The sequence below is a fragment of the Alkalicoccus luteus genome (assembly GCF_012034335.1).
GTDB classification, from domain to species: Bacteria; Bacillota; Bacilli; order Bacillales; family Salisediminibacteriaceae; genus Alkalicoccus; species Alkalicoccus luteus_A.
Genome location: NZ_JAATHJ010000013.1, coordinates 38,194 through 60,321, shown reverse-complemented (window position 1 = coordinate 60,321; position 22,128 = coordinate 38,194). Strand labels below are relative to the sequence as shown.

Here is a 22,128-nt window from a genome sequence, read left to right as displayed (position 1 = left end):
GAAGCAAATAAAAACTCCAATAATAAAAGACCCTCTAGAAATTAAGAGGGTCTAACTATAGGAACCTAATAAGCGACTGTTTTAAAAACAGTTTATATGGCTGTAAAATGCATACACTTATTAGGGTTTACCCTATGTAATTTAAAAGATCATTTCACTGATCATTAACTTAAAATCGGTAGCGCAATACCCAAAATCCGACTACCTAACAGGCAGTTTATGTGGTTCGAAGTTTCACACGGCATAATGGGATTTACTTGCGCGATTAATTATGAGTATACATTAGGTGTACATTTTTGTAAAGATTTTAGCATAAAAATTTTCACAAGGTAACATTAATTTTATTATATTATTCATTTCCCAAATTGCTTATATGGAAAACATGATCTTCTTACTATTTTTTGTTCTATTGCAGTATAGCCGTAAGTTTTATTATATTCATATTTAGCATTGATTGCATTTGCAACGAAATCTGCAGCTTGAATGGCACGAGAATTATGAGATTCAATATAATTCACTTCCACTTCAACATTACAATTTTGTTCATAATTTAATTGCAGTTTAATATAGTCTTCAAATGAATTAGTGGATTTCACTTTAATAGTTCTTTTATCTAAGTTCAAACATAAACAGCTTACATCATTTTTTGCTGCAATGGGTGTGACCAACAATTTCAACATATAATTATATAATAAATTTTCATCATCTTTTAAATGTGCGTCTACGTGATGCAAGTCGGCTACAATATACCTAATTTTTATACTTTCCTTTGTAGCTATTTTTCTTAAGAAAAATTCTTTAACAACTGGCGAACTATCACTTGCTTTAATTTCATCTAGGTCGTTGTATTCCGGAAAATTTTTAATAGTCTTTAATATTGTTTTTTTCATTATATTAACTAAGGGTTTAGTATTTTCTGCTTCAATACATGCAATTGTAAAATATCTTCCTTGCCTGCCCATATTACCAGACTCATCGAAGTTAAGAATGACTTTACGACCCATGAACAATCCCTCTCCTATTTACTGTCATTTTATAATTGTACTACATTTTTATAGTTACAGAAACAAATTATAGTACTTTAACCCTAAACAATTTCTGATCCTGATTTTACTCAATAATAAACCTTCTTAAAACACTATTGGTTTTCATCTTTTTTGAATTTTATTACATTAAATACAAATTAAAAGATGAAATAAATTTTGACACTTTATTTTGAGTTTTTTCATAACAAAACTTTTACTCAGATTATCAAGAAATTATCAGGATATGCACTAACACTTTTGAAGAAGCTTAAGCCTCGTCCCTTAATAATCATTATGTACTATCAAATTAAGAAGAAAATCGAAATTCTCGTTATATCAAATGATTGGCTATCAATTATAACTTTGCACGGGTATTAAATAAAGCACATACATTCTTACGAAGAAACAGGGGCATAAAGCTCCTTTTTAATTGCTTCGAAATTGCTAAAAAATTCAGATATACGCTGATAATAGCTTTCGTCCCTCTTCCTATCTTTCCCATCATCTGCTAAGATAAATTTACTAACTTATGGTGTTATGTATGCCGCCTTATGTAGCAATACATGAGTGAAAACTGGGTGAATTCAGGGAAACCTACGTCCTCTTAGATAAGGCAATCCTGAGCCAAGCTAATGAACCTGTTACGTAGTTAGAAGGTGCAACGCATAGTTGGTGAGCTAAGAGCGCAATAACCCAACCACGAGCGCCCAGCATCCTATTAGGATGAAGAGATATGCTGATCTTTTGGAAACAAAAAGAAGCACCGGATAATAACCCGGTGCGTTAACAAAAATGATCCGCTCTGATCTGACTAGTTTCCTCGACGCACCAAACGCTACTCTAAAAGCATTTGAAGGAGTGAGAGCCGACCTCTTGAATCCAATGGACAGCCTTGAACAAAACACTAAAGCTTCACTTCGGGCGTTTGATACTAGCTCTAAAGAGCTCGGTATACTTATTTTATCATAGGTTAGTGATGTAGAGGGGCGTCTGCCCCTCTTTTTATTTTTGATTATTTTACTACTTCCACAAAGTTTGGATGCACGCTGATAAAGTTTCCGGACTTAATCTGATACAGATCAGATCCATTGCTCATAATCGCACGGCGCACAATGGTAAAAGATTCCCCTTTGCTTACTGATCCAGCCACTGCGCTATCATCCCAGTTTGCACGGCTACGGTAGTTTACCCTGTCGGCTGTTACACGGACCATATCACCTGGCAGCCCGTCTGTCGTATTGCTTACCTCGGCAAGCTTTGCTGTTGTCTTCGGCCCAGGCACGCCGTAGAAGTTCTGACCGGCGCTGCTGAGATTATGCTTGTCCTGGAAAGATCGAACCGCGTCGAGTGTCACCTGGCCAAACCTTCCGTCTGCCGATCCAAGCGGTAGCTCTTTGGCCAACTGCAGGAGCCGCTGAATGGCTCTGATATGCTCTCCTTCAGCGCCCCACCATTCACTATGGTAGCTTGCGAATGATTCATTGTTTGGCCCGTATCGCGGTGCACTCCCACCAGATCCGCCGGAGCTTCCACTCTTCCTGCTAAGTCCGAGCGTTTTGGCAATCCCTTCGGCATGAGCTTCTGCAATACGGTCCAGGGTACCGGAGCGCTTCAATAGATTCGCATCCCGCGTATTCGTGATAAACAGGGCTTCCGTGAGAACAGAAAGCATCCTGGTATACGTGCCACGGAGCACGGCAAAATTCCCATCTTTGAGGCCTCGGTTTGATACGGTGCTATCCAGGCGGCGCATTGCTCCCAGAATCGCATCATGTAGGTTCCGCTGAGCAGGGCGGCTGGCTGTAGAGCTCGGGTGCTTGAATGTTTCCGTCCCATTGGCTGCAGCTGCGGCTCCGTTTAGATGGATAGAACAGAATAGATCTGCTCCCCAATTCACGGCATCTTGCGCCCTGGCATTAAGTCCAACAAAGGTATCTGTTGTTCGGCTCATTCGGACCGTTGCGCCATTGTATTGATTCTGAAGGATCGCCCGAGTTTTTAGAGCAATCTGCAGAACCAGATCTTTTTCTCTAAGGCCATTCCCTACGGCTCCCGGATCATGGCCACCGTGTCCTGGATCAAGGTATACTTTAGCCATTGATTTCGTCCTCCTTTCCTGCTTCCACAAGCTTCCTGCATTCATCGCAGATAGGCTCCGGGATCTCGTTTTTCTCGTAATCAGTCTCACTGAATTCGATATCCTTGCCACAATAGGCACACTGGGTTTTGAATTTACTATTCACGATTAAAGGCCTCCTTTTTAGCTGCTTTCTTCTGCTTCATCACTTCATCCGCTTCCTGGGCTTCCTTTGTCACGCTGTTGTTTTTCCACCAGGCCCACACCGCCGCCGCAGCTGTCAGTGTGGACGATACGGCAACCTCTACCTGCTGTTCATCAAACGGCAGTGGGGAATAACCAAAAGACGCCAGCAGCTGATTGATCAGTGCTAGCGCCAGAGCGGCCGTGCGTGCAATTGTCATTTTGTCCATTAATATTTCACCTCCTTAGAATAAATGCGATAGATCAGCGTTAACCAGGACACCAATAATGGCAGCGAATACAGCAATCGTTAAGAAAAACCACCGGAATGTTCGGCTGACGATTTCTTTTAGAAAATCCGTAAAGCTTTCCTGCCTCTTTAAAATCGTGCTCATGCCATTTTTAATGTCTTTTGTATCACCTTTTAATGAATCAATACTATTCTTGAGCTCATCCATACGCCGGTGCGCTTCTGAATCTCGCACCTGCACCTCCTCTTTTAACTGGTTGAGCTCCCCCTCAATCTTTTTTATCTTATCCTCCACAGTCTTGAGCTTCTGCTCCATGCTTGACCCCCTTCAGCTGACGACATAAGAAAGAGCGCCCTATGGGAGGACGCTCCCGATTATCCTGTTTCTTCTTCATCCTGTGGGCTTTCCTGCAGCGCCTCCACCATCATACTGGCTACTTTTGCCTGCAGCTTATCTATCGGCTCATTCCCTTGATACTCTTCCGGAGTCATCTCAATACGGGTACTGGAATCCACACGGCCATCCAGTCCTTTAAAACCAAACCGCACGTCAACGCCGCTGATTTCTCCTCCACTAAAACGAGTGTTAATGCTGCTAATCTGAATGTTACTCATGATCGGTTCCCTCCTGTTCAAATTGGTCACACAGATAGTCATACACAATCGCTTCCTGGCCGCTAAACTCTTTCTCACAATGGAGTAAGACCTCGCCAACCGTTTGAAGCATGTCTTGATCATTTCGGCTGTCCAGGACTAGCTTTTCCCCGTACAGTTCCCGCTTGTCTTTCACAAAGGCAGCCGGATCTTTCAGGTCCCAGATCTGCCCGCCTTCTGCTTCCTTTGTCTTTGGCTGTTCGTTCTCATCTAAGTGAGCGTGTTCTTTCAGGAGCTCCCGTTCCTGCTCAGCCACCTCCTCCCGCTGCTCCTGCAGCTTACGGATAAACTTGGTACGGTGCCGGGAATCCTTCCCCTTTAATTTCAAATCAAAAAGCAGGCGCTGGGCCTGCTCTAACATACTGTTTTTAATTTCGACTACCATCATGCTACGTCGTCCTCCTCTATTACTTCATCCATATATTCATGTTCATAACCAAGTCGCTTCCCGTAGATTATGAAGCCGATCCGGACCGGTTCAGCCGTCTCTACTTCTACCTGGAACGATATGCTATCAGCGTCCAACACCTTCACAGCTGCCTGCCCTTGTGGAATAGGCAATACCAGATAATCACTGATTGTCTGGGCAAACATGCTGCATAAATTGACCGTATGCACACCGTTATCCAGGGTGATATCAATGACATCCATAAAGCGGCTGTCCGGCGTCTCCAGGGCGTACATCTTCCGGCGGCCATAATCGGCGGTTTTGACAACGGCGTTCTTATTCCCGTCTACCTGCAGATCGTTGTAGACACGGAAGTTCCCATTGTTATGCACGTTAATAGCGGTGCTATAGCTGCCGTTAGTATCTAAGCGAACCTCCCAGGCAAAGTTATTGGCACCAGTTGCTTCTGCATAGTTTGTCATACGAGTTCCGCGCATGCTAAGCATATGGCCACGGTCTCCGATTTCTAAACCGCCAGTAAAACCATCTGCCCCTTGAAGCCAGAATGTTTCTCCAATTCGTGCGCGTCGATTGCCCTTTGCGTATAGCTGCAGTTCTCCGGCAAAGCTACTGCTGTCAGCATTGGTATAGAGATAAATCGCTGCCCCTTCCGAAAAGGAAGCTTTGTCAGATCGGATCCACATCAGTTCCCGGCCGCTGCCGCCCAGGGTTCCTACTTCTGACTGTGTGCCTCCATCGTGCTCCAAGAACAAGCCGTTATCCGAACCTGCAAAGACCTGAATTTCGTTGGTGATAATGTCGTCCGGATAAAGGCGACTATGCACACGCACATCCAACGGACTGAAGAACACAATGCTCCGGTCTGCATCAAATACCACGTCTCGTCCTGCGTTCAGTTTTAGATCTCGGCCAAATAGCTCCAAGTTTCCATTACCACCAGCAATGTACGAGATATCTTCAAACATGATAAACCGGTCATCTTCAAAGCTTGGATCACCAAGATAAATGGTGTTTCCTACTTTCAGATCCGTATCAATATCAATGGTCCCGGCCGTCATGTCTCCTCGGAATTCACCAGTAGCTGCAGAAAGGGATCCCGAAAAGGTTCCGGAAGCACCGGTAAGCTCTCCAGAGAATGTGCCCGTGGCCGCTGATAAATGGGTGACTTTCAGTTCGCCGTTTTCAATCTCTACGTCACCCGTAATGTTAAGCTTGGCAACGTCAATAATAGCGGACTCCGAGCTAAGATTAATGGCACCAATCACACCGTCTTTCTCTACGCGCAAATCAATTTGATCAGCCTGGACCGACAGCTCAGATTCCGCACTGCTCATCCGGCCCTCTATGCTATCCACTTCAGTTTTTGTTGCTCGCAGGGAAATGGCCTCGGCGTTCTGAGAGATAGACGTTTCCGCACTGGAGACTCTGCCCTCTAAGGCATCAAAGGTTTCCTTTTCTACCCGTAGCTCAATAGCATCAGCATTAGCAGAGATAGAGGATTCATTACTTTCAAAGCGTTGCACAATACCTTCCTGATCCGCGTCGTAATCCTGACGGGTAACACGCGCGGCAATTTCATCTGCTTGAACAGAGAGCTCAGAATTGATGCTGCTGATCTCGCTGTCCAGATCATCTACAGAAGACTGAGAGGCTTTCAAGGAAATTTCTTCTGCATTTTGTGTAATGCTTGTTTCTGCAGTAGAAAGGCGGGATTTAACTCCCTCAATCTCTTCGTCTATGTCTTCCGGAGCAGGCGTCCAATCAGTGGCTTTGTTTCCTTTTTCGAGTTTTAACTTTCTGAAAATAACTCCCTTTCCACGCGTGTCTCCCGATCTACCTGCATAAAGGTAGAGCCGCCCTTCACCTTCTCGTGCAGTATAGGACGCCTGAATCCGTCCATCCTCTATAGGAATGTCTCCTATTGTTTGAGAGCCGTTTCCATTCTCAAGTCTCGCCAGTATAGTAATTACGTCGTCTTCCCCTTCTGTAAATTCCACTTCACCATGAATAAGATATTCTTGGCCAGCATCTGGTTCAATATGCCTTAGAGTCAAATAGTTAAAGTTGTCCGAAGCATTACCGTTATTTCTAGCAGTAACTTCTCTTTCTTTACTATCAACCGCAAGATTTCGCCCACCAATTTGCAGATTTTCAAACTCCGTTCGCTCGACTCTCAATTGAATTTGATCCGCGTTTTGAGTGATTTCAGACTCGGCTGAGCTAAGGCGATTCACAATATCGTCCTGGTCTGCCTCATAATCTTCTCTTGTCACGCGGAGGGCGATCTCATCGGCCATGACACTGATTTCTGATTCCAAGGAAGAGACAGAGTTGCTGACGGTGCCAAGCTCATTTTCTACGCTTTCCAGATCCTCTTTAGTTGCTCGCAGGGTAATAGCCTCGGCATTTTGATTGATCTCTGTCTCTGCAGAACTGACTCGCGTAGTCAGGCTGCCCAGATCCTCCTCCAGCTGCCCGGTTGTCTGATCAAATGTTTCGGCAGTAACGCGCAGCAGAATATCCGATTCCGTTTGACTGATCCGGCTCTCCTGATTGGTAAGATCCGTTACGATACCTTCCATGTCCGTTTCATATTCCGTGATGCCTACGACGTTCTCAAACGCGTTGTCCAGGTATTCACGGGTGTAGACATCCCCAACGTTAGCCTTATCGACCAGGCGACCATCTACATACTCCAGATCAGCCTTATCTGCGATATCGCTAATAGCCTCATCCAATGCAGACTGACTGGCCTTTAACTGCAGTTGGCCATCTACGTATTGTAGACCGGCTTTCTCTGCCACTTCTGCAGCCAGATCGTCATACGCTTGCTGATCTGCTTTAAGCTGCAGCTGGCCATCCACATACTCAAGCTCTGCTTTCCTTGCGATATCCTCCAGGAGATCCTGCCGCGTGCTGTCAATTTCCTCATCTGTATAATGACGGGCTTCATCTCGGGCATCACGGGCTTTTTCATCGGCATAGTCACGGGACCGGTTCTCTACCCCTTCATCCCGCTCATCGGCGTAATCTTTCGTTTCCTCCTGCCGGTAGCCATCCTGTTCAAAGGCGTAATCTTTCGCTTCATTTCCTCGACGCTCGGCCTCTTCAAAGGCACGGTCCAGGTTTTGTTGTGCCTGTTCCAAGCGGCGGCGCTCTTCTTCCGTTAGACCTGCATAAGCATCCTGGCGCGCTCGCTCTGCTTCAATCCGTGCAAACCGGACCGGTGCCTCCTGGTAGTCCACGCCTTCAAGCTCCTGAAACTTACGCCGGATCTTACTAATAAGCGTTGGCCGTTTCTCGCCAAAGGTTGCTTCCAGGGTGAAGCCGTCTCCTTCGTGGATTTCAGTAAAGCCAGTAATTGGTGCCCGCATCGTGACACCCCAGGACTTGTTATAGACTTGTACGATATCTCCTAAACGGAAATCTTCTTCGTATTCAAACGGCGTTTCGACGATGGTTTTTCCGGAAGTCGGATCGATCCGAGTCACCGGCGTGAGGATCTGTGCCTCTAAAAACAGCTGTGCTTCCAGCTCCTCTAACCGGCGTTTGCCACGAGTCGTAAGCAGCTCTCGTTCTTCTTCCTCGGTCAGCTCCTCGCCGTCTTCGTCCTCTCCGCCCACGTCTCTTGCATCGACAAACGTTTCGTAGCGATCCCAGCCCTCAGCTTCGCCAATCTCGATAATAAGACGGTCCACACCTTCACCTTGCCCACCGACATACGCGACGTTTTTATAGTCCGTATCACTCTCCACGAAGGATTGCGACTGCACGGTGTGGAAGTCTGGGCTAAAAAAGACAGGAGGATGACCAGCCTCGTTAAACTCGCTTAAATCCTTTCGCTCGAACACATCAAACACCCAGACGCGACGCACCACATCCACCGTGACCATCCAGCCTAAGCCAGCCGTCTTAGAAATATTCTCTAACTCGTCGGAGACATTGCGGTTCCGGGATTCCCAGCTGACGTGTTCGCCACGGTTGCGATTCGGTGCGACTTCCAGATGCGGCACTTTCCGGGCGGGATCAACAGGATTCACGAAGTGGTTTTCCACGTAATGCTTCATCACCGTCTCCGCATCCCCAGAACGCCTGTCATGGGACGTATGTTCCGGTGGTACCGTCTTCCGTTGATCCATCACGCCGTCCAGCGTGACACCTTTGATCACGAGGTTTTCCGATATTTTGCCGTCCTGATCCAGCGCATGTTCCACGTGCCGGATGATCCCGGCTTTCCTGCCTTCTTTATCAAAGACCAGCAGGTGCCCTTTTCGAAAATGTTCGATGCCTTCCGTGTACTGATTGATATGCAGCTCAAATTCTCCTGTTTCGAAAAACTCTAAGGCGAGTTGCAACGACAAAAAACGGCTGGTCTCATGCAGCCATTCGACATCTTGCGTATAGACGCGTATTGCAATCATTAGCGCCATCTCCCCTTAGCATGGTATCCGAGATACCCTGACCCGTCCTCTGAAGTGGAGAAAATATAAATCTCACAGGAACTGGTGGTGGATGCCCGCAAACCTGCCCATTGTACACTCGCTTCGCGGCGCGTGAGCGGCGTCACCACGGGGATACTATCAAACGGCTGTGGAAAGTTAAACGTCTTATACTCCCACAGTGTGCCCCCTGTGGCTGATACACGGACTTGAGTCACTTCCAAATCTTCAAACCAACATTCCATGGTGCCGTCTGTGTAACGTACCCAGCTTCCTTGCTCATCGGAGCCTCGATCATATACCAAGACTTCCTCGTGCCAGGTGCCCCAAAGCGGGTTATCCAAAGCGTTAGCAGCCCGGCTAAACTTGCCATAAATCTGATAGTCCTGTGCGCGTGCCCAATCATAAATCGTGATCGTCTGGACACCCGTATCATTGCGGTTGGACTGCGTAAAGACGTGTGCCCGCAGTTGGCTCATGTTCCTGCCGTAGTCAGACGGAGAAATGCCAATAGAGTTCAGCCATTCCTGGAAAAGTCCCGGCGTCTCATTACCGGACATGCGGAAAGACATGACCCCTTCGCCGTATTCAGACGGGTAGGAGTCAACTTCTGTCACATCCACAGACGTGATCTGATCATTGACTTCTCTTGCTAACCCGACGCGTCCACAGACTTCATAATTCCCACGTTCATCTGTTATTTCGGACGATTCAATGAAGGATTTCCCGGCAAGGATGCGTACCTGCGCCACAGAGATTTCCCAAATGTAGTCATCCCGGGTCAGGCTTGGCGGGCTTGGTGTGGAGGCTGGAGATCCTTTCTTGACAAATGCCCGTATATCTCGGTATTCTATGCGCCGATCTAAACGGATCACAATCCGATCGATCCGATCCTGGGAGCTGTCGGCGCTGTCATGCGTAAGGTCTAGCTCGCTCGTATTTTCGTAGTCGTATCCCTCCAAAAAGGCAGCTCCTTCTTCCACCGTGACGGTCATGCTGTTGTTTGTGGAGATGCCTAAACCATAAAAGAAGCCGTTGGAAAGGATGAGCTTATAACGCCTGGCAAAGTCGTCTGCCGAGTAGTCTCTCGGATCATCCTCGGTTGGATCAAAAAAGCGGTATTTTTCTGTCATGGTGTCACTCCTTTCATAAGAAAAAGCACCGCTATGGGTGCTTAGTTTGAAGCTATTCTTCTTGATTAGAAGCTATGTCGATTTCAAAAGCTTCTGTCTCATAGTAATATGACTTTCCTGAGGTTCTATCTATAATAACCATCGGTTTATGATAGTTGTCGGAAACGAAAACGATATTGTATCTATCTTCAATGTCTTTGAGTTCTCGATGGAGGTCTATCAATTGCTTTTCCATCGTCACCGCCCCTCTCGATAGATTCGCTGTTTATTCAAAAATTCTATTATTTCCGTTAGTGTAGCCATAATTTCTTTTCCTTCTAAGCATTTTTGATAACCTTTTAATTGCTCTTCATAGCTAAATTTGTTGTATACATCAGACTTTTCCCAGATCACTTTAACTCTTCCAAATTCCATAGGGAATTCCATTGGGAAACTGAACCCACCCTGAGTGGTCGTAAATTTTAAGAGCTCCATATCGTGTTTTGCTGCATTATAAGCGTGCCTTATCCCTTTCATAAGGGAGATGCACCCTTTTTCTTTCCGTTCCTTAAAATACACAGATCGGTTATATTTCTTATGCCATTCTTCGGTAGTAATAATCCATAAAAGCAGTTCCGATAAGGAGATGAACACAGCTTCTTCGTCTCTATTCTCTACTGCTTCCTCTAATCGTTTATATGAGATCTTTATCGCTAGATGATTTGTGCTCAACCTACTTAAATTCATAACCGCCTCCTGCCCTACTTTTCGACAGAAAGCAATCCAAATCCTTCCTTAAACCCCAACATATCTATTTTGATAGCTTATCGTAACAATACTTTCTCGCTGTCCTCTGTCTGCACTATAGCGGATCACATTTTCACCAGGAGCCAGCTTCCAAAGATCAGAGCGTCGATCCAAAAAGCCAAATGCGCGGATCACATTACCTCTCCGGTAAATCTCGACACGCTTATGGTTTTCATCCGTATCAATGTGCAGAATATCCCCGCCACGTAAGTTAATATTGACGCGGATAAACTCGCCGGTGGTCTGATTAAACAGCTGCGGCACTTCGACAGGACCTTGAATATCGATTTTGACCGGAGCGGCAACGTCGCCCGTATTGTCAAACGTTTCTGAATCCCCTCTCTGTCCGAAACGAAGCGGAAAGCGCAGCGGAAACTGAAACGTCCCTTCAAAGGCTCTTAGTGCCCGGCTGACTTCGATCGGGTCGCGCCAGTAGGGGTCGGGGGCGATCACGCTAACGGAAACTTCTTGCAGGTGGTTTGTTGCCTCTTGTCCAAAATACGGTACACTCTCCGGGGATCCTTCGATTTCAAACGTTTTTTCTCCGTAAGAAAGAGTGTATTTGCCGGGTATTTTAGGGTTAAATACTCTGGATACCAGCTGTCTTTGAGAAGATAAGTCTTCCCAAGACTCCCCCTGCAATAAAAATTCAATATACAACGGTCTTTGTTCTAAGACCACCCCTTTTCGTGATCCCCCATCTTGGTAGGGGGATCTCTGTGTTTGTACATCTGCATCTAAATTGCCGAAACCCTCGAAAAAGATAACCTTAAAATTATCCCCTCCGAACGTAATTGATTGATTTAGTTCGTTTGTATACTCCAGGTTATATTGCATTAAAATCCAGCCTCCATGGCAAGTTGCCTTTGTGTTTGTTTAAACCTACGAGCCGCTTCACTAGGAGAAATATCCGGCTGGTGGAAATGAAAGTGTTGCTCCGTGTTATTCGTCTGGTTCGTTTGTGTGGAAGCAGAACCGCTGTCTTTTACTCCTACAGAATGCTGCATTTGTTTTTGAGCCATATCATTGATATCACGTATCTGCCCTGCCACATCCACATCAGGCACTGCTAACTGAGGATCAAATGCATTCGTGACCCCATCAGCCAGGGATTTCGCCGCATTTACTGCGTAAGCAACCTTATCTAGTATTCCGAGTCCCATACCTTCCGACACCCACTCCCCGAAGTCCTCGAAGAGTTTACTTGGAGAGTTAATCCGTAATGCACTCTGTGCGGCACTCGCTACACTGCTTGCCATGTTTCGGGCTGCACTGACGGCGGAACTTGCCCGGTTAGAAATCCCTCGTGCCAATCCATTAACCACGGATGCCCCAGCGCTCACCATATTGCTGGTAAAACTGGTGACGGCACTGACCATGTTGCCCATCATATTACGGACAATGGATACTGCATTACGCATCCCTGATTGGACGGTGGAGGTAAATTGGGTAAACGTGCTGGAAATCGACTGGACAATATTACTGCCGGAAGACATCACGGTGGAAACTGCCGTCTGCAACCCACTCGAAAGAACGCTAACTGCCTGTGTAGTAGCGCTGGAAATTGTGCTTGTCACATTAGAAAAAGTAGAGGTGACGACCTGTAAAATATTCGATGTGGAAGAAGTAACAAACGAAACGGCTTGCGTAAAGCTGGTTTGGATCACATTGACAATGGTTAATCCGGCATTTGAAATGATAGAAGTTACTAATTGAAAGCCAGAAGAAATGACAGAACCGATGGCAGACATGGCATTACTGATCTCATTTTGCACGGTAGACATCGAAGAAGTGACCGCAGTAACGGCTCCCTCGAATGTGGAAGTAAAGGAGGTTATAACTACCTGAGCTCCGCTTGTCACGACATCAGCAATACTCTGCATGGCATTTGTGATCGCGCCGTGCATATGCTGCATACCTACGATCATGCCCTCTACCGTACCTTCTCCAATCGGCATCATTTCACGAGCTGGGGAGTTGTAACCAATCGCAGAACCAACGCTGGAAATAATGTCACTACCTAAATCTAAGCCAGCACTCCATAAATCACTAGCTGCGCCACCAATTCCAGAGATAAGTCCGGACACAATCCCTTTTCCGACTTCGACAATATCCGTAGCCATTTCGCCGATCCCAGAAATAAATTCCGTGACCATATCTTTCCCCCACCCAAATAGATCATCAGCTACACTAGCTATGCCTCGACCTAAAGCTGAAATAATTTCTATAGCTATTTCACCTATAGCTACCATCATGCTGTAAATTCCTTCTAAAATTGCAACAACAATATCTATACCTGCTTCTAAAAGTACAGGCAGTAAATCGAGGATTCCTTGAGCGAGTGCATCCATTATGGATACAGCTGCCTCTAACATCATCGGAGCACTTTCGATCAAAGCATCACCGAGGGCTATGAGTAATTCTATTCCTGCTTCAATCAACGCTGGAATCAGCTCAATTAAAGCGGTAACGAGCGTTTCAACAATCAATAAGGCTGCCATAATTAGTTCTGGAACAATTTGGATAATCCCTTCAATTAATGCTAGTAAAATGGAAATTCCAGATTCAATAATAATGGGCAATGAATCAATCAATGCGTCGACCAGAGCCATAACGATCATGATCGCAGCTTCTAGCAAAGCAGGCAGCATTTCTGTCAATCCTTGCACAACAGCTAGTAAAAGCTGTATCCCAGCGTCAATGATGAGGGGGAGAGCCGTGAGGATCGCATTTAACAATGCATCGACTGCTTCAATTCCCGCCTCAATAATCATTGGTAAATTTTGGATGATTCCATCTACAATAGCTACAAGTAAAGTAATCCCTGTTTCAAGGATAAGAGGAATTAACGTCGCAATCGTCTGTACGAGTAATTCGATCACACCTACCGCTGCTTCAATAATTTGCGGCATCGCTTCTGCGATTCCTTCGATCAATGTGGTTAAAATCGAGATACCCGCTTCTAAAACGACTGGTAAATTTTGCGCCAACATTTCAATGTACGTTGTGATCACCGTTACTGCAATTTCCGTCAGCTGCGGTAAGGCTTCCACAATCCCGTCGATCAGAGAGGTCATCGCCTGGGTACCTGATTCGATGATGCCGGGTAAATTTTCTGCGATCGTCTCGATAAACGAAATAACAATGTCACTCGCCGTTTCGATCCATTCCGGCAATTTTTCTGCGACCCCTTCGATCAAACCAACAACCATTTCCGCACCTTTTTCGATGCCGGCAATCGCCATTTCCGTTAAGTTTTCGATCCAGGCGAGCGCCATTTCCACCATATTATCAATGGCTTCCGAAAACTCCATTTCGCCTTTAAACACTTTAATGATGTCATTGACGATATCGGTCTGCATAACCAAGTGTGTTAAAGCTGCCACAATCCCTACAATCGGAGCAGGTACACCGAGTAGCATAGCTGCAAGGGCTGCGCCGGTTACCATAAGAAAGTCAAAGTTTTCCCACACATACAGAGCAAATTCACCGAGCTGTTGAAAAAAATCAAGGACAGTTGGAATCGCCATAGCTAAAAACGACCCTGCTAACTCTCTCGCTGTGGCTGTTACCTCAATAAACCAGCTCCATATATCTGTAGCTAAATCCACCATACGTGCAAAAAATGCCTGCACTGCTGGTGTGACGATCTCATCAAAAGCCTCTTTTGTCGTCCCTAACATATTGCTGACGTCTTTCAGTCGTGCCTCTATGTCAAGCAACCAAACTACAAAGTTACGTACCGCTGAAACCGTTTGATAAATTGCCAGCATCAAACCTTGTAATGGTTCCGGGAAATGATACACCTGATCTACCCAATTATCTCCCTGCTCAATTGCATGATGAATCATCTGAGCAAAGGAACGCACATAGCCACCAAAAGTTGCAAAAGCTGCACCAACGGTAGCCACCGCATTTTGTACCATTTCGCTGCGTTGATAGACCAAGTAGAATAATCCAGCCAAGGCTGCTATTACTGCTATGGTTATCCCTACTGGACCAGTAGCAAAGGCTAATAGCGCTGCCCCTGCACCTTTAACAATGGCTATAGTGGTTGCTATGACAGTATTCAACCTAATTAAAACTGTAGCCATCAACCCACCCTGTGCAATAATACGAGCAGAAAAAACAAGCCAAGTACCATAAGCTGCCACTAAACCGAAAATAGCTACCATAACTGGACCGATCGCTGCAGCTAGTGAAGCTAGCGCTAATACTATTACTTTTATTGGAGTCGGAACGTCTTGAAGGACAACAACAAAACCGGTCATCAGTGCAACTCCTGCACGTAATGCCGGTTCTAAGATTTGAAATATTTGAATTCCAAGTTCACTGAGTGCTGATCCTAATATGCGCAAGGCACCCCAAAGATTGTCATTCATAACAGCAGCCATTGTTTCAGCGGCGCCTGCAGAGTTACGTAGTTCATCTTCAAAATCAGTTAGTTCGTCAGCACCTGCATTAAGGACCATATTCATGCCTCGCAACGATTGAGCCTGAAAAATAGAGGCCATTGCGTTATTTCGTTGCTCAGTGGTCATTCCTTGAGTGGCAGCTTCGATATCCGTCATGATGTCACCGAAACTACGCATATTTCCTTCAGCATCATACAAGGCAACGGATGTGTCCCCAATAGCAATCGTGCCACCTTCAGCAGCTGCGATCAAATCTCGTAGCATGGCTTGTAGCGTTGTACCAGCCATTGAACCTTTTACACCCTGGTCGGCAAATAGACCAAGAACTGCTGTCGTTTCCTCGAGGTCCATTCCGACTGCTGCTGCAGCTGGTGCTGCTTTTTTCATCGCTTCGCCTAACTGTTCAACAGAGAGGTTTGCATTCCCCTGAGCATAAGCCATGACATCAGCTGTACGTCCCGCTTCTTCTGCTGTCATTGAGAATGCTGACATGGTATCCGTTGCAATATCAGATGCCGTACCTAAATCAATCTGACCGGCCGCCGCTAAGTTAAGCACATCTTCTAGCGCCGTGGCACTTTGATTAGCATCCCAACCAGCTAGAGCCATAAACTCTAAACCAGATGCCGCTTCAGATGAACTAAATTGAGTAGTGGAGCCCATGTCACGTGCTCTCGCTTCAAGCATTTCCATTTCGTTTGCTGAAGCACCCGACAATGCTCCGACCCTACTCATTGCTGCTTCGAAATCTCCACCCGTTTTAATAGCTGCAGCGCCTAACCCAACTAAAGGCAGCGTCACGTATTTAGTAAAGCCTCTGCCGACCGCCATACCTTCTCTACCTATTTGCTGAAGATTCCGTCCAGCTGCCTCCATATCTCGAGCAGCTTGATTGAAGCCCTCTGAATTGAAGTTTCCTAGTGACTGTTGAAGTTGGGCCGCAGCATTAGCAGCATCATTGAAAGCACCGATCATACCGGAACTATTAGCACTCAAGACAGCTTCAATAGAATAAGACTGTGCCATTTCTTCCTCCTCTCTGTCCGAGGACGTTTATTATTCACTATTCAAACGTCTAGCTATCTCAGCTAAGCGTTGCTTTCGTTTCTTTTGCGTATTGTCTTTGGAATCATCGATCTCTCTAAGCCGTTTTTCGTGATCATAGAATTCTTTAAAGCTCTTAAACTTAGGCTTCTGTTTCTTTCCTTTTCCGACTGTTGCCTGGACCGTTTGATTCGTCCACGATTGCAAATGTAACAACCGTTCTTCGTCTGCCATTCGGAATTGCATCGCCTTCATTCGTCCCTTGTACCGCCCTAATGTCATGCAATCAAATTCGCTATCTGTCATGTTTGGATAGTAGCGAAGGCAAGAAACGTAGATTTGCTCGTAAGTTAAGCGTTCATCTCTTTCAATTGTTGCTGCTGTGCTTTCTTTGCGTTTTCTTCCTGACGCTTCATTTGAGCCTTCAACAGCGGCTGCTTCTTGAAGGTTTCCAAAAAATCAGTGAAAATCTTCTCCGGGTCCTCAGCCTCTTCAAACATCTGCACAATGGTTTCTTCAATCTGATCCGAGGCTGGTTTATCCTTTTTTACGTTATGAAGACCACATTCTACAATGTCTTGAAGAATAGTAGGATTGTTTTGCTGCAGTTGTACTCCAGCAATGGTGGTCCCTACACCAAATGACAGTCCGTTGTTTTCTACTTTATGTCGCTGATCCATGCGCTTAAGAAACTCCATTCCATAATTGAGCTCATAAGTTTTCCCGTTAATTGTGATCTCTTTCATGTATACTCATCCTTTTTCAATGTGATTTATTATTGAACTAAATAGTTAAAGGAGAGGGAACCCCTCTCCTTTAATTGATTATTCTCCTGCTTCTTCTGCTGTGGTATCTCTGAACTCATACTGTACGGCTTCCTGTTGTGCTTCAGTTAGAGTCGCCATACCAAACTGGGGTTGCATCTCTACATTGAAGGTGCCGGTGATCTCAGGCTCGTCAATGCCAGCCGGATCACTCCATGATTCTAGGTAGCCTTGTGTGTAGATTGCTGGATATTTGCCGTCTTCTTCTTTCTTTGGGTCCACTGTCACTTCCCAAAGCTCAAGCTTTTCCCCCTCAATAACAGATTGACGCAGCATATCACCTACCGGATCATCTTTAGCCTGGACAGCGTTAATGTCAACATTTGTTTCAAGCTCTCCCACTTTAATAACCGTCCCATCTTTCGTTTCAATCCGGTCAATGTCCCGGTTATATTCAAACGTGTGCTCTGTCTGGAAAACGAGTTTAGCAGCTTCACTATTATTTCCGTACTTTCTAAAAAGTAAAATCTTGTGCTTACCGTCAACCATTTCATATTGTTCTGGCATGTAAAGCCCTCCTAATTAAATGTGTATTCTGATTCAATAATTCCGTGAAACAGCCTAATATTTGTCGTTGTATCCGGAAGCATTTGATCATTTATTTCTTGATTTAATCGCCACTTAAAATTGGCAGTTTCTTTAATCTGCCGCATTTCTTTTTTCAAGTCCCCCATCATCGAGGAAAACTCCAGTTTCGTCATACCCTCTCGCTGGTCTGGCGTCCGCTGTACACCGTATATATGGACCGTTTGAGCAACACGCCCATATAAAAACCCTTTTGTGCGTTCATCGTAAGAGAAGGTTTCTCCTACATACACAAAAGGGTAAGCTGCATCATCGGCAGGCAGATAATCATACGTATCATAACCAAGATTTAAGGAAGCGAGATATACTGCATTAAACAACTGTAATTGTGGATACTGCTTGTTCCCCACCTACTCGCCTCCTTTACTCGATTAATTTACGTAGGTCTTCTATAAAAAGTTGACTCTCCACATCAAAAGATGGACGAACAAAAGGCTGTGCTGCCATGAATCTCGTTCCATACTCTAGATAGGGTGAATAATCTGTTGAAGGCTTCACTACTGCTGTCATGCCTCCATCTTTCAATTCCATTCGAATAGAGCGCCTAGTATCCCCGGTACTGTATCCTTTTACAAAATTTGCGTTCTTAACCATTCTTCTGTTCAACGCAATTCCGTGTAATCGGACTACATTTGATATCTGCCGATTCATAATCGACCCATTCACACCGCTTATGCCACGAAGATGCCTTGCTAGCTCTGATAAGCCCCTCACTCGCATTTCGGCCATATCACACCCCCTCCAAGTAAAATACAGATTGCCTGCGGTGATGAATGCTTTTCTGAACCTTCATAGGTCGACCATTCGCTAATATAGAATCAAATTGCCCGTGAAAAGGCCGGGGGAGTCTAGCCACCTTAATTTGTTTTGAGACGCTGCCAAAAACCGTCGCCACGCGCTCTAATCCTGCATCTGTTAGATTGCAAGGAAGAGTGACTTTAACCTCATCCCCTTCTGTATAACCGCCAGTGGTCGGATCATAGCCTTCCTCTCCTGCCTTTATGAATGTAACGCGATCGCTATACCTCAAAACCACACCACTCCACCAGCTTTAGTATTTTCTTGCTGTGGGATCTCTTTCTCGATGACAGTTAGATATGGATCAAAGTCTTTATCCAAATCGTAAAAGGTAATGCTGTGCCCTTCCACATTGTCCTGTTTCATTCCCTCAGAACCAAGCCGATTGAATCTCCTGACAGCAATCTCTACAACAATATATTCGTATTTTTTAGGGAGAGATTCTTTCTCCATTAGCGTTAGCAAGTGACTTTTTACAATATGCAGAATTTCCCCTATTAGATCATCCTGTAAATCATCTTCAATCTGAAGTAGTCGCTTCACTCGTTCCTTCATTGGAATCACCTTCCTCCACCCATTCAATCAAAGGACGGCCTGCTTTGTTATTGGAAGACGCTAACTCTGCAATTCGCGCTTTCTTCCCTCGGCCGGTTCGAATATATTCTTCGTTCGCTTTAAGCCGTATTTTCTGCTCCAAGTCTTTGAAGTTCTCTTTGACTCGCCACAAGATTAATCACTTCCTATGCTTCAGGCTCTTCTTCAGGATCTTCTTCGCCCGGTTCCACTTTAGCGAAAGCCTCATCTTGAGTTACCATGAAAGCGACGTCCATTGTAGCTCGCATAGCAATCATTTCGCGTTCAAACAGGTTGATAGGATCTCCATTGCCGTCAGTGATTGTGCTGATCTGTCCGGTAGTCGTTAGCTCATAATTGAGGTTATAAGGAATGCCATAACGCATCTGATTAAAATCTCCTGTATAAAGGGTTCCTTTAGGCATTTCTGCAGACTTAAGGTCAAGAACTGGCAGACCATCAATGGTGTTAGTAGAACGATCATACAGCCACTCAGGAGACGCATCTGTACCTGCGTTGGCTCCACGTAGCAGACCGCGGTTCTGCGTCTTAGAAATAAATCCGTTTACGTCAAAATCATCATCCGCTACAGTATCAATTACAGCCAGTATATTCTCGCCGTTAAGATCTCCTGTGATTACTTTACCTGTATCACCAATCGATTGTTCAAGAGACTGAACAAATGGGTTGCTCACATTCAGTAGCGCTGCCTCATCAAACTTTTTATAAAATGCTTTTGCGATATGTGGACGCATTTCTGTGAAGAATTGGCTCATGGTATATTGCAGAAATTCACGTGTAGCTAGAAGAATGACGCCGAGTTTCTTTGCTTCCATTTTTGCTGTCAACCATTCCGCTTTGCTGGTTTGAATCTTTTCACCCTCTCCAACCCAGTACGCGCCTGGTCCATTAGCAAGATAGCTAAATTCTTTAACCTGCTTAGTCATAGGTTCGTTCACAGCTGCCTGCATCACCACAGAGTTAGCTTGAACGTCTTGGAGAATTAGTGTGCCATATTCTTTCGGAATTTCTCCTGTTTTCATGTCTTGCATCATGACGTTATTAGGATCAAACGTTGTTTCCTCTGCAAAGTATTGAATGTTTAGTGGTAAGAGCATTTTATTTTTTGTCATATGTCTGTCACTCCCTAATTAAATTTACGGAATTTATCCGCGTTTTCTTGCACTTGTTGCTGCAAGTTTACAGGTCCTTGATTGGTAGATGTGCCCCCTGTCGTATCTTCCGGTGTTTTCTGCCGCAGCTGCTGTTTGACAGCTTCATGCACTGCCGCATCAAAATCTTTCTTAATCTTACTGATACTTTCTTTAATTTTTTCACTTTCACCTAAAGCAAGCAGCCCCTCGTTTAGAGACAAAGGCAAATTGTTGCTGGTAAGGTCCGTATCAACCTGCGTAGATAGCTCCCTCTGTTGGATTTTATTCATTTTCTCTTCCAATTCTTTTTCTCTGCGTTCGAAGTCTTTGTCCTTCTTCTCCTGTTCGGAAAGCTTGGCGTATTCTGCCGCTTCGTCTCTAGCTTTTATTAGTTTCTGTTCGAATTCTTTCTCCAGGCGTAGACGCTCCCGCTCTGCAGCCCGCTGATCGGCTTTACTAATTTGACTATCAAGTTCTGATTGTGAATACGTTTTATCTGTCTGCTCCTGAGTCTGTTTTTCTTCTGTCGTTTGCTGAGTTGTATCGGTCTGCTGCTGTTGCTGTGTGCTATCCGTTTGCTTCTCAGCAAAATGCTGAATATTTAGTTTGAATAATGGCTCAAATACTTTTCTCATCATTTATCACTCCTAGGCCCACAGACAACGATCTCTCCAGGTTCAGCACCTTCTACATTGCCCCACACACGCTATGCCCATGCACGACAAATAAGACAGCATGCCTCCGCTGTCTGGTTCGTTCCCTATACGCTTTTTAAATTGATACAGTTTAACGCCATGCTCAGGGCGAATAATCCTTCTTGTATCATTATGGTCTTTATGTTTTTTCTGTGAATGGCACCTTTCTTACTCTTCAGGTACAATCGGCATCGTTGCACATCTACAGTTAGGATGAAACGGTGGAGTATTAACCCCAACAGCAAAACGAGAAATTTCGTATGTTTGTCCTTCCATGCTCTGACATTCTTCGCACGCGTCTGCTTCAGTGACAATCTCATACGATTCTACGCCTGCATTATTATAAGCCTTCTCTGTGGTCTGTAATTGAACTCTAGCGCTTTCTGTGCGCATAATTCGCTCTGTATTAGCAATGCTATTTCCTATTTCTCTTCGCATTTGTCTAGCAAGCTCTCGCGATCCCTTACCTTGTGTGACATGGCGACGTAATTGTCTTTCTAAACTACTTACCAATTCATTTTTGTTCGTCCAAATACGATTACTAAAATAATCACCCTTGAATTCAGTCATCACTAACGTACGAATTTCATCAGTATTTATTCGAACTGTTGCACCAAGAATTCCAGACTGTCTTTTCACTTCTGAGCGAGCAATCTCATACATCCGTTGAATAACCTCCTGCTCGTTCGCTCCTGTTGCATTTGAAAGTTCTAAATGAATATACATAAGTTGTAACTCTAAGCGGCTGGTCCTCATCGTGGCGTTATATAAGCGCATTTCTCGATTAGCTTTTTCTGAAAAGTTTCGATCTCTAACGTACCTTGCTGCTTTTCGTTCATACCTTCGAATGTCTTCACGATCTATACGGCGTCGAGCTTCATTTATTGTAAGGCCTTCACTTCGTGCATATTTAGTTTGGATGGTCGTAATTTCACGATCGATTTCATCTGCAGCGTCGAGTAATGTGGCTTGCATCCTGGTAGCAATTTCGCTTTCATCTCTGCGCATATTAAGTGAATGATCACGTTCACGCTGTGCCCAGTAGTCTCTGCTTCTACCTGGTCGCTCGAAAATACTAGCCATA

23 protein-coding genes are annotated in these 22,128 nt (G+C 45.1%); all 23 read right to left on the bottom strand.

All coding sequences use genetic code 11. The annotated features are described in order from the left end of the window. Window positions 1–353: 353 nt before the first annotated feature. The gene (locus HCN83_RS10190; RefSeq protein WP_168006929.1) at window positions 354–1,004 is read right to left on the bottom strand and encodes a DUF3800 domain-containing protein; all 651 of its coding nucleotides are present in this window, start codon (window positions 1,002–1,004) and stop codon (window positions 354–356) included. Window positions 1,005–2,037: 1,033 nt separating this feature from the next. Further along, a complete protein-coding gene (locus tag HCN83_RS10185) occupies window positions 2,038–3,123 on the bottom strand; it encodes an N-acetylmuramoyl-L-alanine amidase (protein WP_168006927.1) in 1,086 nt (361 codons plus the stop codon). After that, on the bottom strand, window positions 3,116–3,268 hold the full coding sequence (locus HCN83_RS10180; protein WP_168006925.1) for a hypothetical protein: 153 nt from the start codon (window positions 3,266–3,268) through the stop codon (window positions 3,116–3,118). Before HCN83_RS10180 ends, HCN83_RS10185 begins: the two co-directional genes overlap by 8 nt. After that, window positions 3,261–3,515 carry a phage holin gene (locus HCN83_RS10175; protein ID WP_168006924.1) on the bottom strand — a complete coding sequence of 85 codons (255 nt, stop codon included), beginning with the start codon at window positions 3,513–3,515 and terminating at the stop codon, window positions 3,261–3,263. The genes HCN83_RS10180 and HCN83_RS10175 overlap by 8 nt, the downstream gene beginning before the upstream one ends. 15 nt (window positions 3,516–3,530) lie before the next feature. Next, the gene (locus HCN83_RS10170; protein ID WP_168006922.1) at window positions 3,531–3,851 is read right to left on the bottom strand and encodes an emp24/gp25L/p24 family protein; all 321 of its coding nucleotides are present in this window, start codon (window positions 3,849–3,851) and stop codon (window positions 3,531–3,533) included. 59 nt (window positions 3,852–3,910) lie between these two features. Further along, window positions 3,911–4,150 (bottom strand): hypothetical protein, encoded by a 240-nt coding sequence (locus HCN83_RS10165; protein WP_168006920.1) that lies wholly within the window; start codon window positions 4,148–4,150, stop codon window positions 3,911–3,913. Further along, entirely contained in the window at window positions 4,143–4,577 is a 435-nt protein-coding gene (locus HCN83_RS10160; protein WP_246238185.1) for a DUF1617 family protein, read from the bottom strand. The genes HCN83_RS10165 and HCN83_RS10160 overlap by 8 nt, the downstream gene beginning before the upstream one ends. Beyond that, on the bottom strand, window positions 4,574–9,019 hold the full coding sequence (locus tag HCN83_RS10155; RefSeq protein ID WP_168006918.1) for a Gp37-like protein: 4,446 nt from the start codon (window positions 9,017–9,019) through the stop codon (window positions 4,574–4,576). Before HCN83_RS10155 ends, HCN83_RS10160 begins: the two co-directional genes overlap by 4 nt. Next, the gene (locus HCN83_RS10150; protein ID WP_168006916.1) at window positions 9,019–10,170 is read right to left on the bottom strand and encodes a hypothetical protein; all 1,152 of its coding nucleotides are present in this window, start codon (window positions 10,168–10,170) and stop codon (window positions 9,019–9,021) included. Before HCN83_RS10150 ends, HCN83_RS10155 begins: the two co-directional genes overlap by 1 nt. 52 nt (window positions 10,171–10,222) lie before the next feature. After that, complete coding sequence (locus HCN83_RS10145; protein WP_168006914.1) at window positions 10,223–10,405, bottom strand: hypothetical protein; 183 nt, start codon at window positions 10,403–10,405, stop codon at window positions 10,223–10,225. A 2-nt stretch (window positions 10,406–10,407) separates the two neighbouring features. Then, a complete protein-coding gene (locus HCN83_RS10140) occupies window positions 10,408–10,896 on the bottom strand; it encodes a hypothetical protein (protein WP_168006912.1) in 489 nt (162 codons plus the stop codon). A gap of 48 nt (window positions 10,897–10,944) precedes the next feature. Further along, window positions 10,945–11,793 (bottom strand): phage distal tail protein, encoded by an 849-nt coding sequence (locus tag HCN83_RS10135; protein WP_168006910.1) that lies wholly within the window; start codon window positions 11,791–11,793, stop codon window positions 10,945–10,947. Next, window positions 11,793–16,397, bottom strand: coding sequence for a phage tail tape measure protein (locus HCN83_RS10130; protein WP_168006908.1), 4,605 nt, complete (start codon window positions 16,395–16,397; stop codon window positions 11,793–11,795). Before HCN83_RS10130 ends, HCN83_RS10135 begins: the two co-directional genes overlap by 1 nt. A 30-nt stretch (window positions 16,398–16,427) precedes the next feature. Further along, entirely contained in the window at window positions 16,428–16,649 is a 222-nt protein-coding gene (locus HCN83_RS10125; RefSeq protein WP_168006906.1) for a hypothetical protein, read from the bottom strand. 116 nt (window positions 16,650–16,765) lie between these two features. Next, complete coding sequence (locus HCN83_RS10120) at window positions 16,766–17,161, bottom strand: tail assembly chaperone (protein ID WP_168006904.1); 396 nt, start codon at window positions 17,159–17,161, stop codon at window positions 16,766–16,768. 78 nt (window positions 17,162–17,239) lie between these two features. Further along, window positions 17,240–17,746, bottom strand: coding sequence for a phage major tail protein, TP901-1 family (locus tag HCN83_RS10115; protein WP_168006902.1), 507 nt, complete (start codon window positions 17,744–17,746; stop codon window positions 17,240–17,242). An 11-nt stretch (window positions 17,747–17,757) separates the two neighbouring features. After that, window positions 17,758–18,174 (bottom strand): hypothetical protein, encoded by a 417-nt coding sequence (locus tag HCN83_RS10110; protein WP_168006900.1) that lies wholly within the window; start codon window positions 18,172–18,174, stop codon window positions 17,758–17,760. 13 nt (window positions 18,175–18,187) lie between these two features. After that, window positions 18,188–18,475, bottom strand: coding sequence for an HK97-gp10 family putative phage morphogenesis protein (locus HCN83_RS18405; protein WP_168006952.1), 288 nt, complete (start codon window positions 18,473–18,475; stop codon window positions 18,188–18,190). A 375-nt stretch (window positions 18,476–18,850) separates the two neighbouring features. Continuing rightward, window positions 18,851–19,177 (bottom strand): phage head-tail connector protein, encoded by a 327-nt coding sequence (locus tag HCN83_RS10100; protein ID WP_168006898.1) that lies wholly within the window; start codon window positions 19,175–19,177, stop codon window positions 18,851–18,853. Continuing rightward, window positions 19,143–19,349: a hypothetical protein gene (locus tag HCN83_RS10095; protein ID WP_168006896.1), complete on the bottom strand. Its 207-nt coding sequence runs from the start codon at window positions 19,347–19,349 to the stop codon at window positions 19,143–19,145. The genes HCN83_RS10100 and HCN83_RS10095 overlap by 35 nt, the downstream gene beginning before the upstream one ends. Before the next feature lie 13 nt (window positions 19,350–19,362). Further along, entirely contained in the window at window positions 19,363–20,328 is a 966-nt protein-coding gene (locus HCN83_RS10090; RefSeq protein ID WP_168006894.1) for a phage major capsid protein, read from the bottom strand. Between the two features lie 14 nt (window positions 20,329–20,342). Further along, complete coding sequence (locus tag HCN83_RS10085; RefSeq protein ID WP_168006892.1) at window positions 20,343–20,984, bottom strand: capsid assembly scaffolding protein Gp46 family protein; 642 nt, start codon at window positions 20,982–20,984, stop codon at window positions 20,343–20,345. A 228-nt stretch (window positions 20,985–21,212) separates the two neighbouring features. Then, complete coding sequence (locus HCN83_RS10080) at window positions 21,213–22,127, bottom strand: minor capsid protein (RefSeq protein ID WP_168006890.1); 915 nt, start codon at window positions 22,125–22,127, stop codon at window positions 21,213–21,215. Window position 22,128: the final 1 nt, after the last annotated feature.

What these genes read in the sequence shown, in the direction of transcription:
- HCN83_RS10190 (WP_168006929.1), bottom strand. Translation starts at nt 1,004, where the DNA reads ATGGGTCGTAAAGTCATTCTTAACTTCGATGAGTCTGGTAATATGGGC.
- HCN83_RS10185 (WP_168006927.1), bottom strand. Translation starts at nt 3,123, where the DNA reads ATGGCTAAAGTATACCTTGATCCAGGACACGGTGGCCATGATCCGGGA.
- HCN83_RS10175 (WP_168006924.1), bottom strand. Translation starts at nt 3,515, where the DNA reads ATGGACAAAATGACAATTGCACGCACGGCCGCTCTGGCGCTAGCACTG.
- HCN83_RS10170 (WP_168006922.1), bottom strand. Translation starts at nt 3,851, where the DNA reads ATGGAGCAGAAGCTCAAGACTGTGGAGGATAAGATAAAAAAGATTGAG.
- HCN83_RS10165 (WP_168006920.1), bottom strand. Translation starts at nt 4,150, where the DNA reads ATGAGTAACATTCAGATTAGCAGCATTAACACTCGTTTTAGTGGAGGA.
- HCN83_RS10160 (WP_246238185.1), bottom strand. Translation starts at nt 4,577, where the DNA reads ATGATGGTAGTCGAAATTAAAAACAGTATGTTAGAGCAGGCCCAGCGC.
- HCN83_RS10155 (WP_168006918.1), bottom strand. Translation starts at nt 9,019, where the DNA reads ATGATTGCAATACGCGTCTATACGCAAGATGTCGAATGGCTGCATGAG.
- HCN83_RS10150 (WP_168006916.1), bottom strand. Translation starts at nt 10,170, where the DNA reads ATGACAGAAAAATACCGCTTTTTTGATCCAACCGAGGATGATCCGAGA.
- HCN83_RS10145 (WP_168006914.1), bottom strand. Translation starts at nt 10,405, where the DNA reads ATGGAAAAGCAATTGATAGACCTCCATCGAGAACTCAAAGACATTGAA.
- HCN83_RS10140 (WP_168006912.1), bottom strand. Translation starts at nt 10,896, where the DNA reads ATGAATTTAAGTAGGTTGAGCACAAATCATCTAGCGATAAAGATCTCA.
- HCN83_RS10135 (WP_168006910.1), bottom strand. Translation starts at nt 11,793, where the DNA reads ATGCAATATAACCTGGAGTATACAAACGAACTAAATCAATCAATTACG.
- HCN83_RS10130 (WP_168006908.1), bottom strand. Translation starts at nt 16,397, where the DNA reads ATGGCACAGTCTTATTCTATTGAAGCTGTCTTGAGTGCTAATAGTTCC.
- HCN83_RS10125 (WP_168006906.1), bottom strand. Translation starts at nt 16,649, where the DNA reads ATGGCAGACGAAGAACGGTTGTTACATTTGCAATCGTGGACGAATCAA.
- HCN83_RS10120 (WP_168006904.1), bottom strand. Translation starts at nt 17,161, where the DNA reads ATGAAAGAGATCACAATTAACGGGAAAACTTATGAGCTCAATTATGGA.
- HCN83_RS10115 (WP_168006902.1), bottom strand. Translation starts at nt 17,746, where the DNA reads ATGCCAGAACAATATGAAATGGTTGACGGTAAGCACAAGATTTTACTT.
- HCN83_RS18405 (WP_168006952.1), bottom strand. Translation starts at nt 18,475, where the DNA reads ATGAATCGGCAGATATCAAATGTAGTCCGATTACACGGAATTGCGTTG.
- HCN83_RS10100 (WP_168006898.1), bottom strand. Translation starts at nt 19,177, where the DNA reads ATGAAGGAACGAGTGAAGCGACTACTTCAGATTGAAGATGATTTACAG.
- HCN83_RS10090 (WP_168006894.1), bottom strand. Translation starts at nt 20,328, where the DNA reads ATGACAAAAAATAAAATGCTCTTACCACTAAACATTCAATACTTTGCA.
- HCN83_RS10085 (WP_168006892.1), bottom strand. Translation starts at nt 20,984, where the DNA reads ATGAGAAAAGTATTTGAGCCATTATTCAAACTAAATATTCAGCATTTT.
- HCN83_RS10080 (WP_168006890.1), bottom strand. Translation starts at nt 22,127, where the DNA reads ATGGCTAGTATTTTCGAGCGACCAGGTAGAAGCAGAGACTACTGGGCA.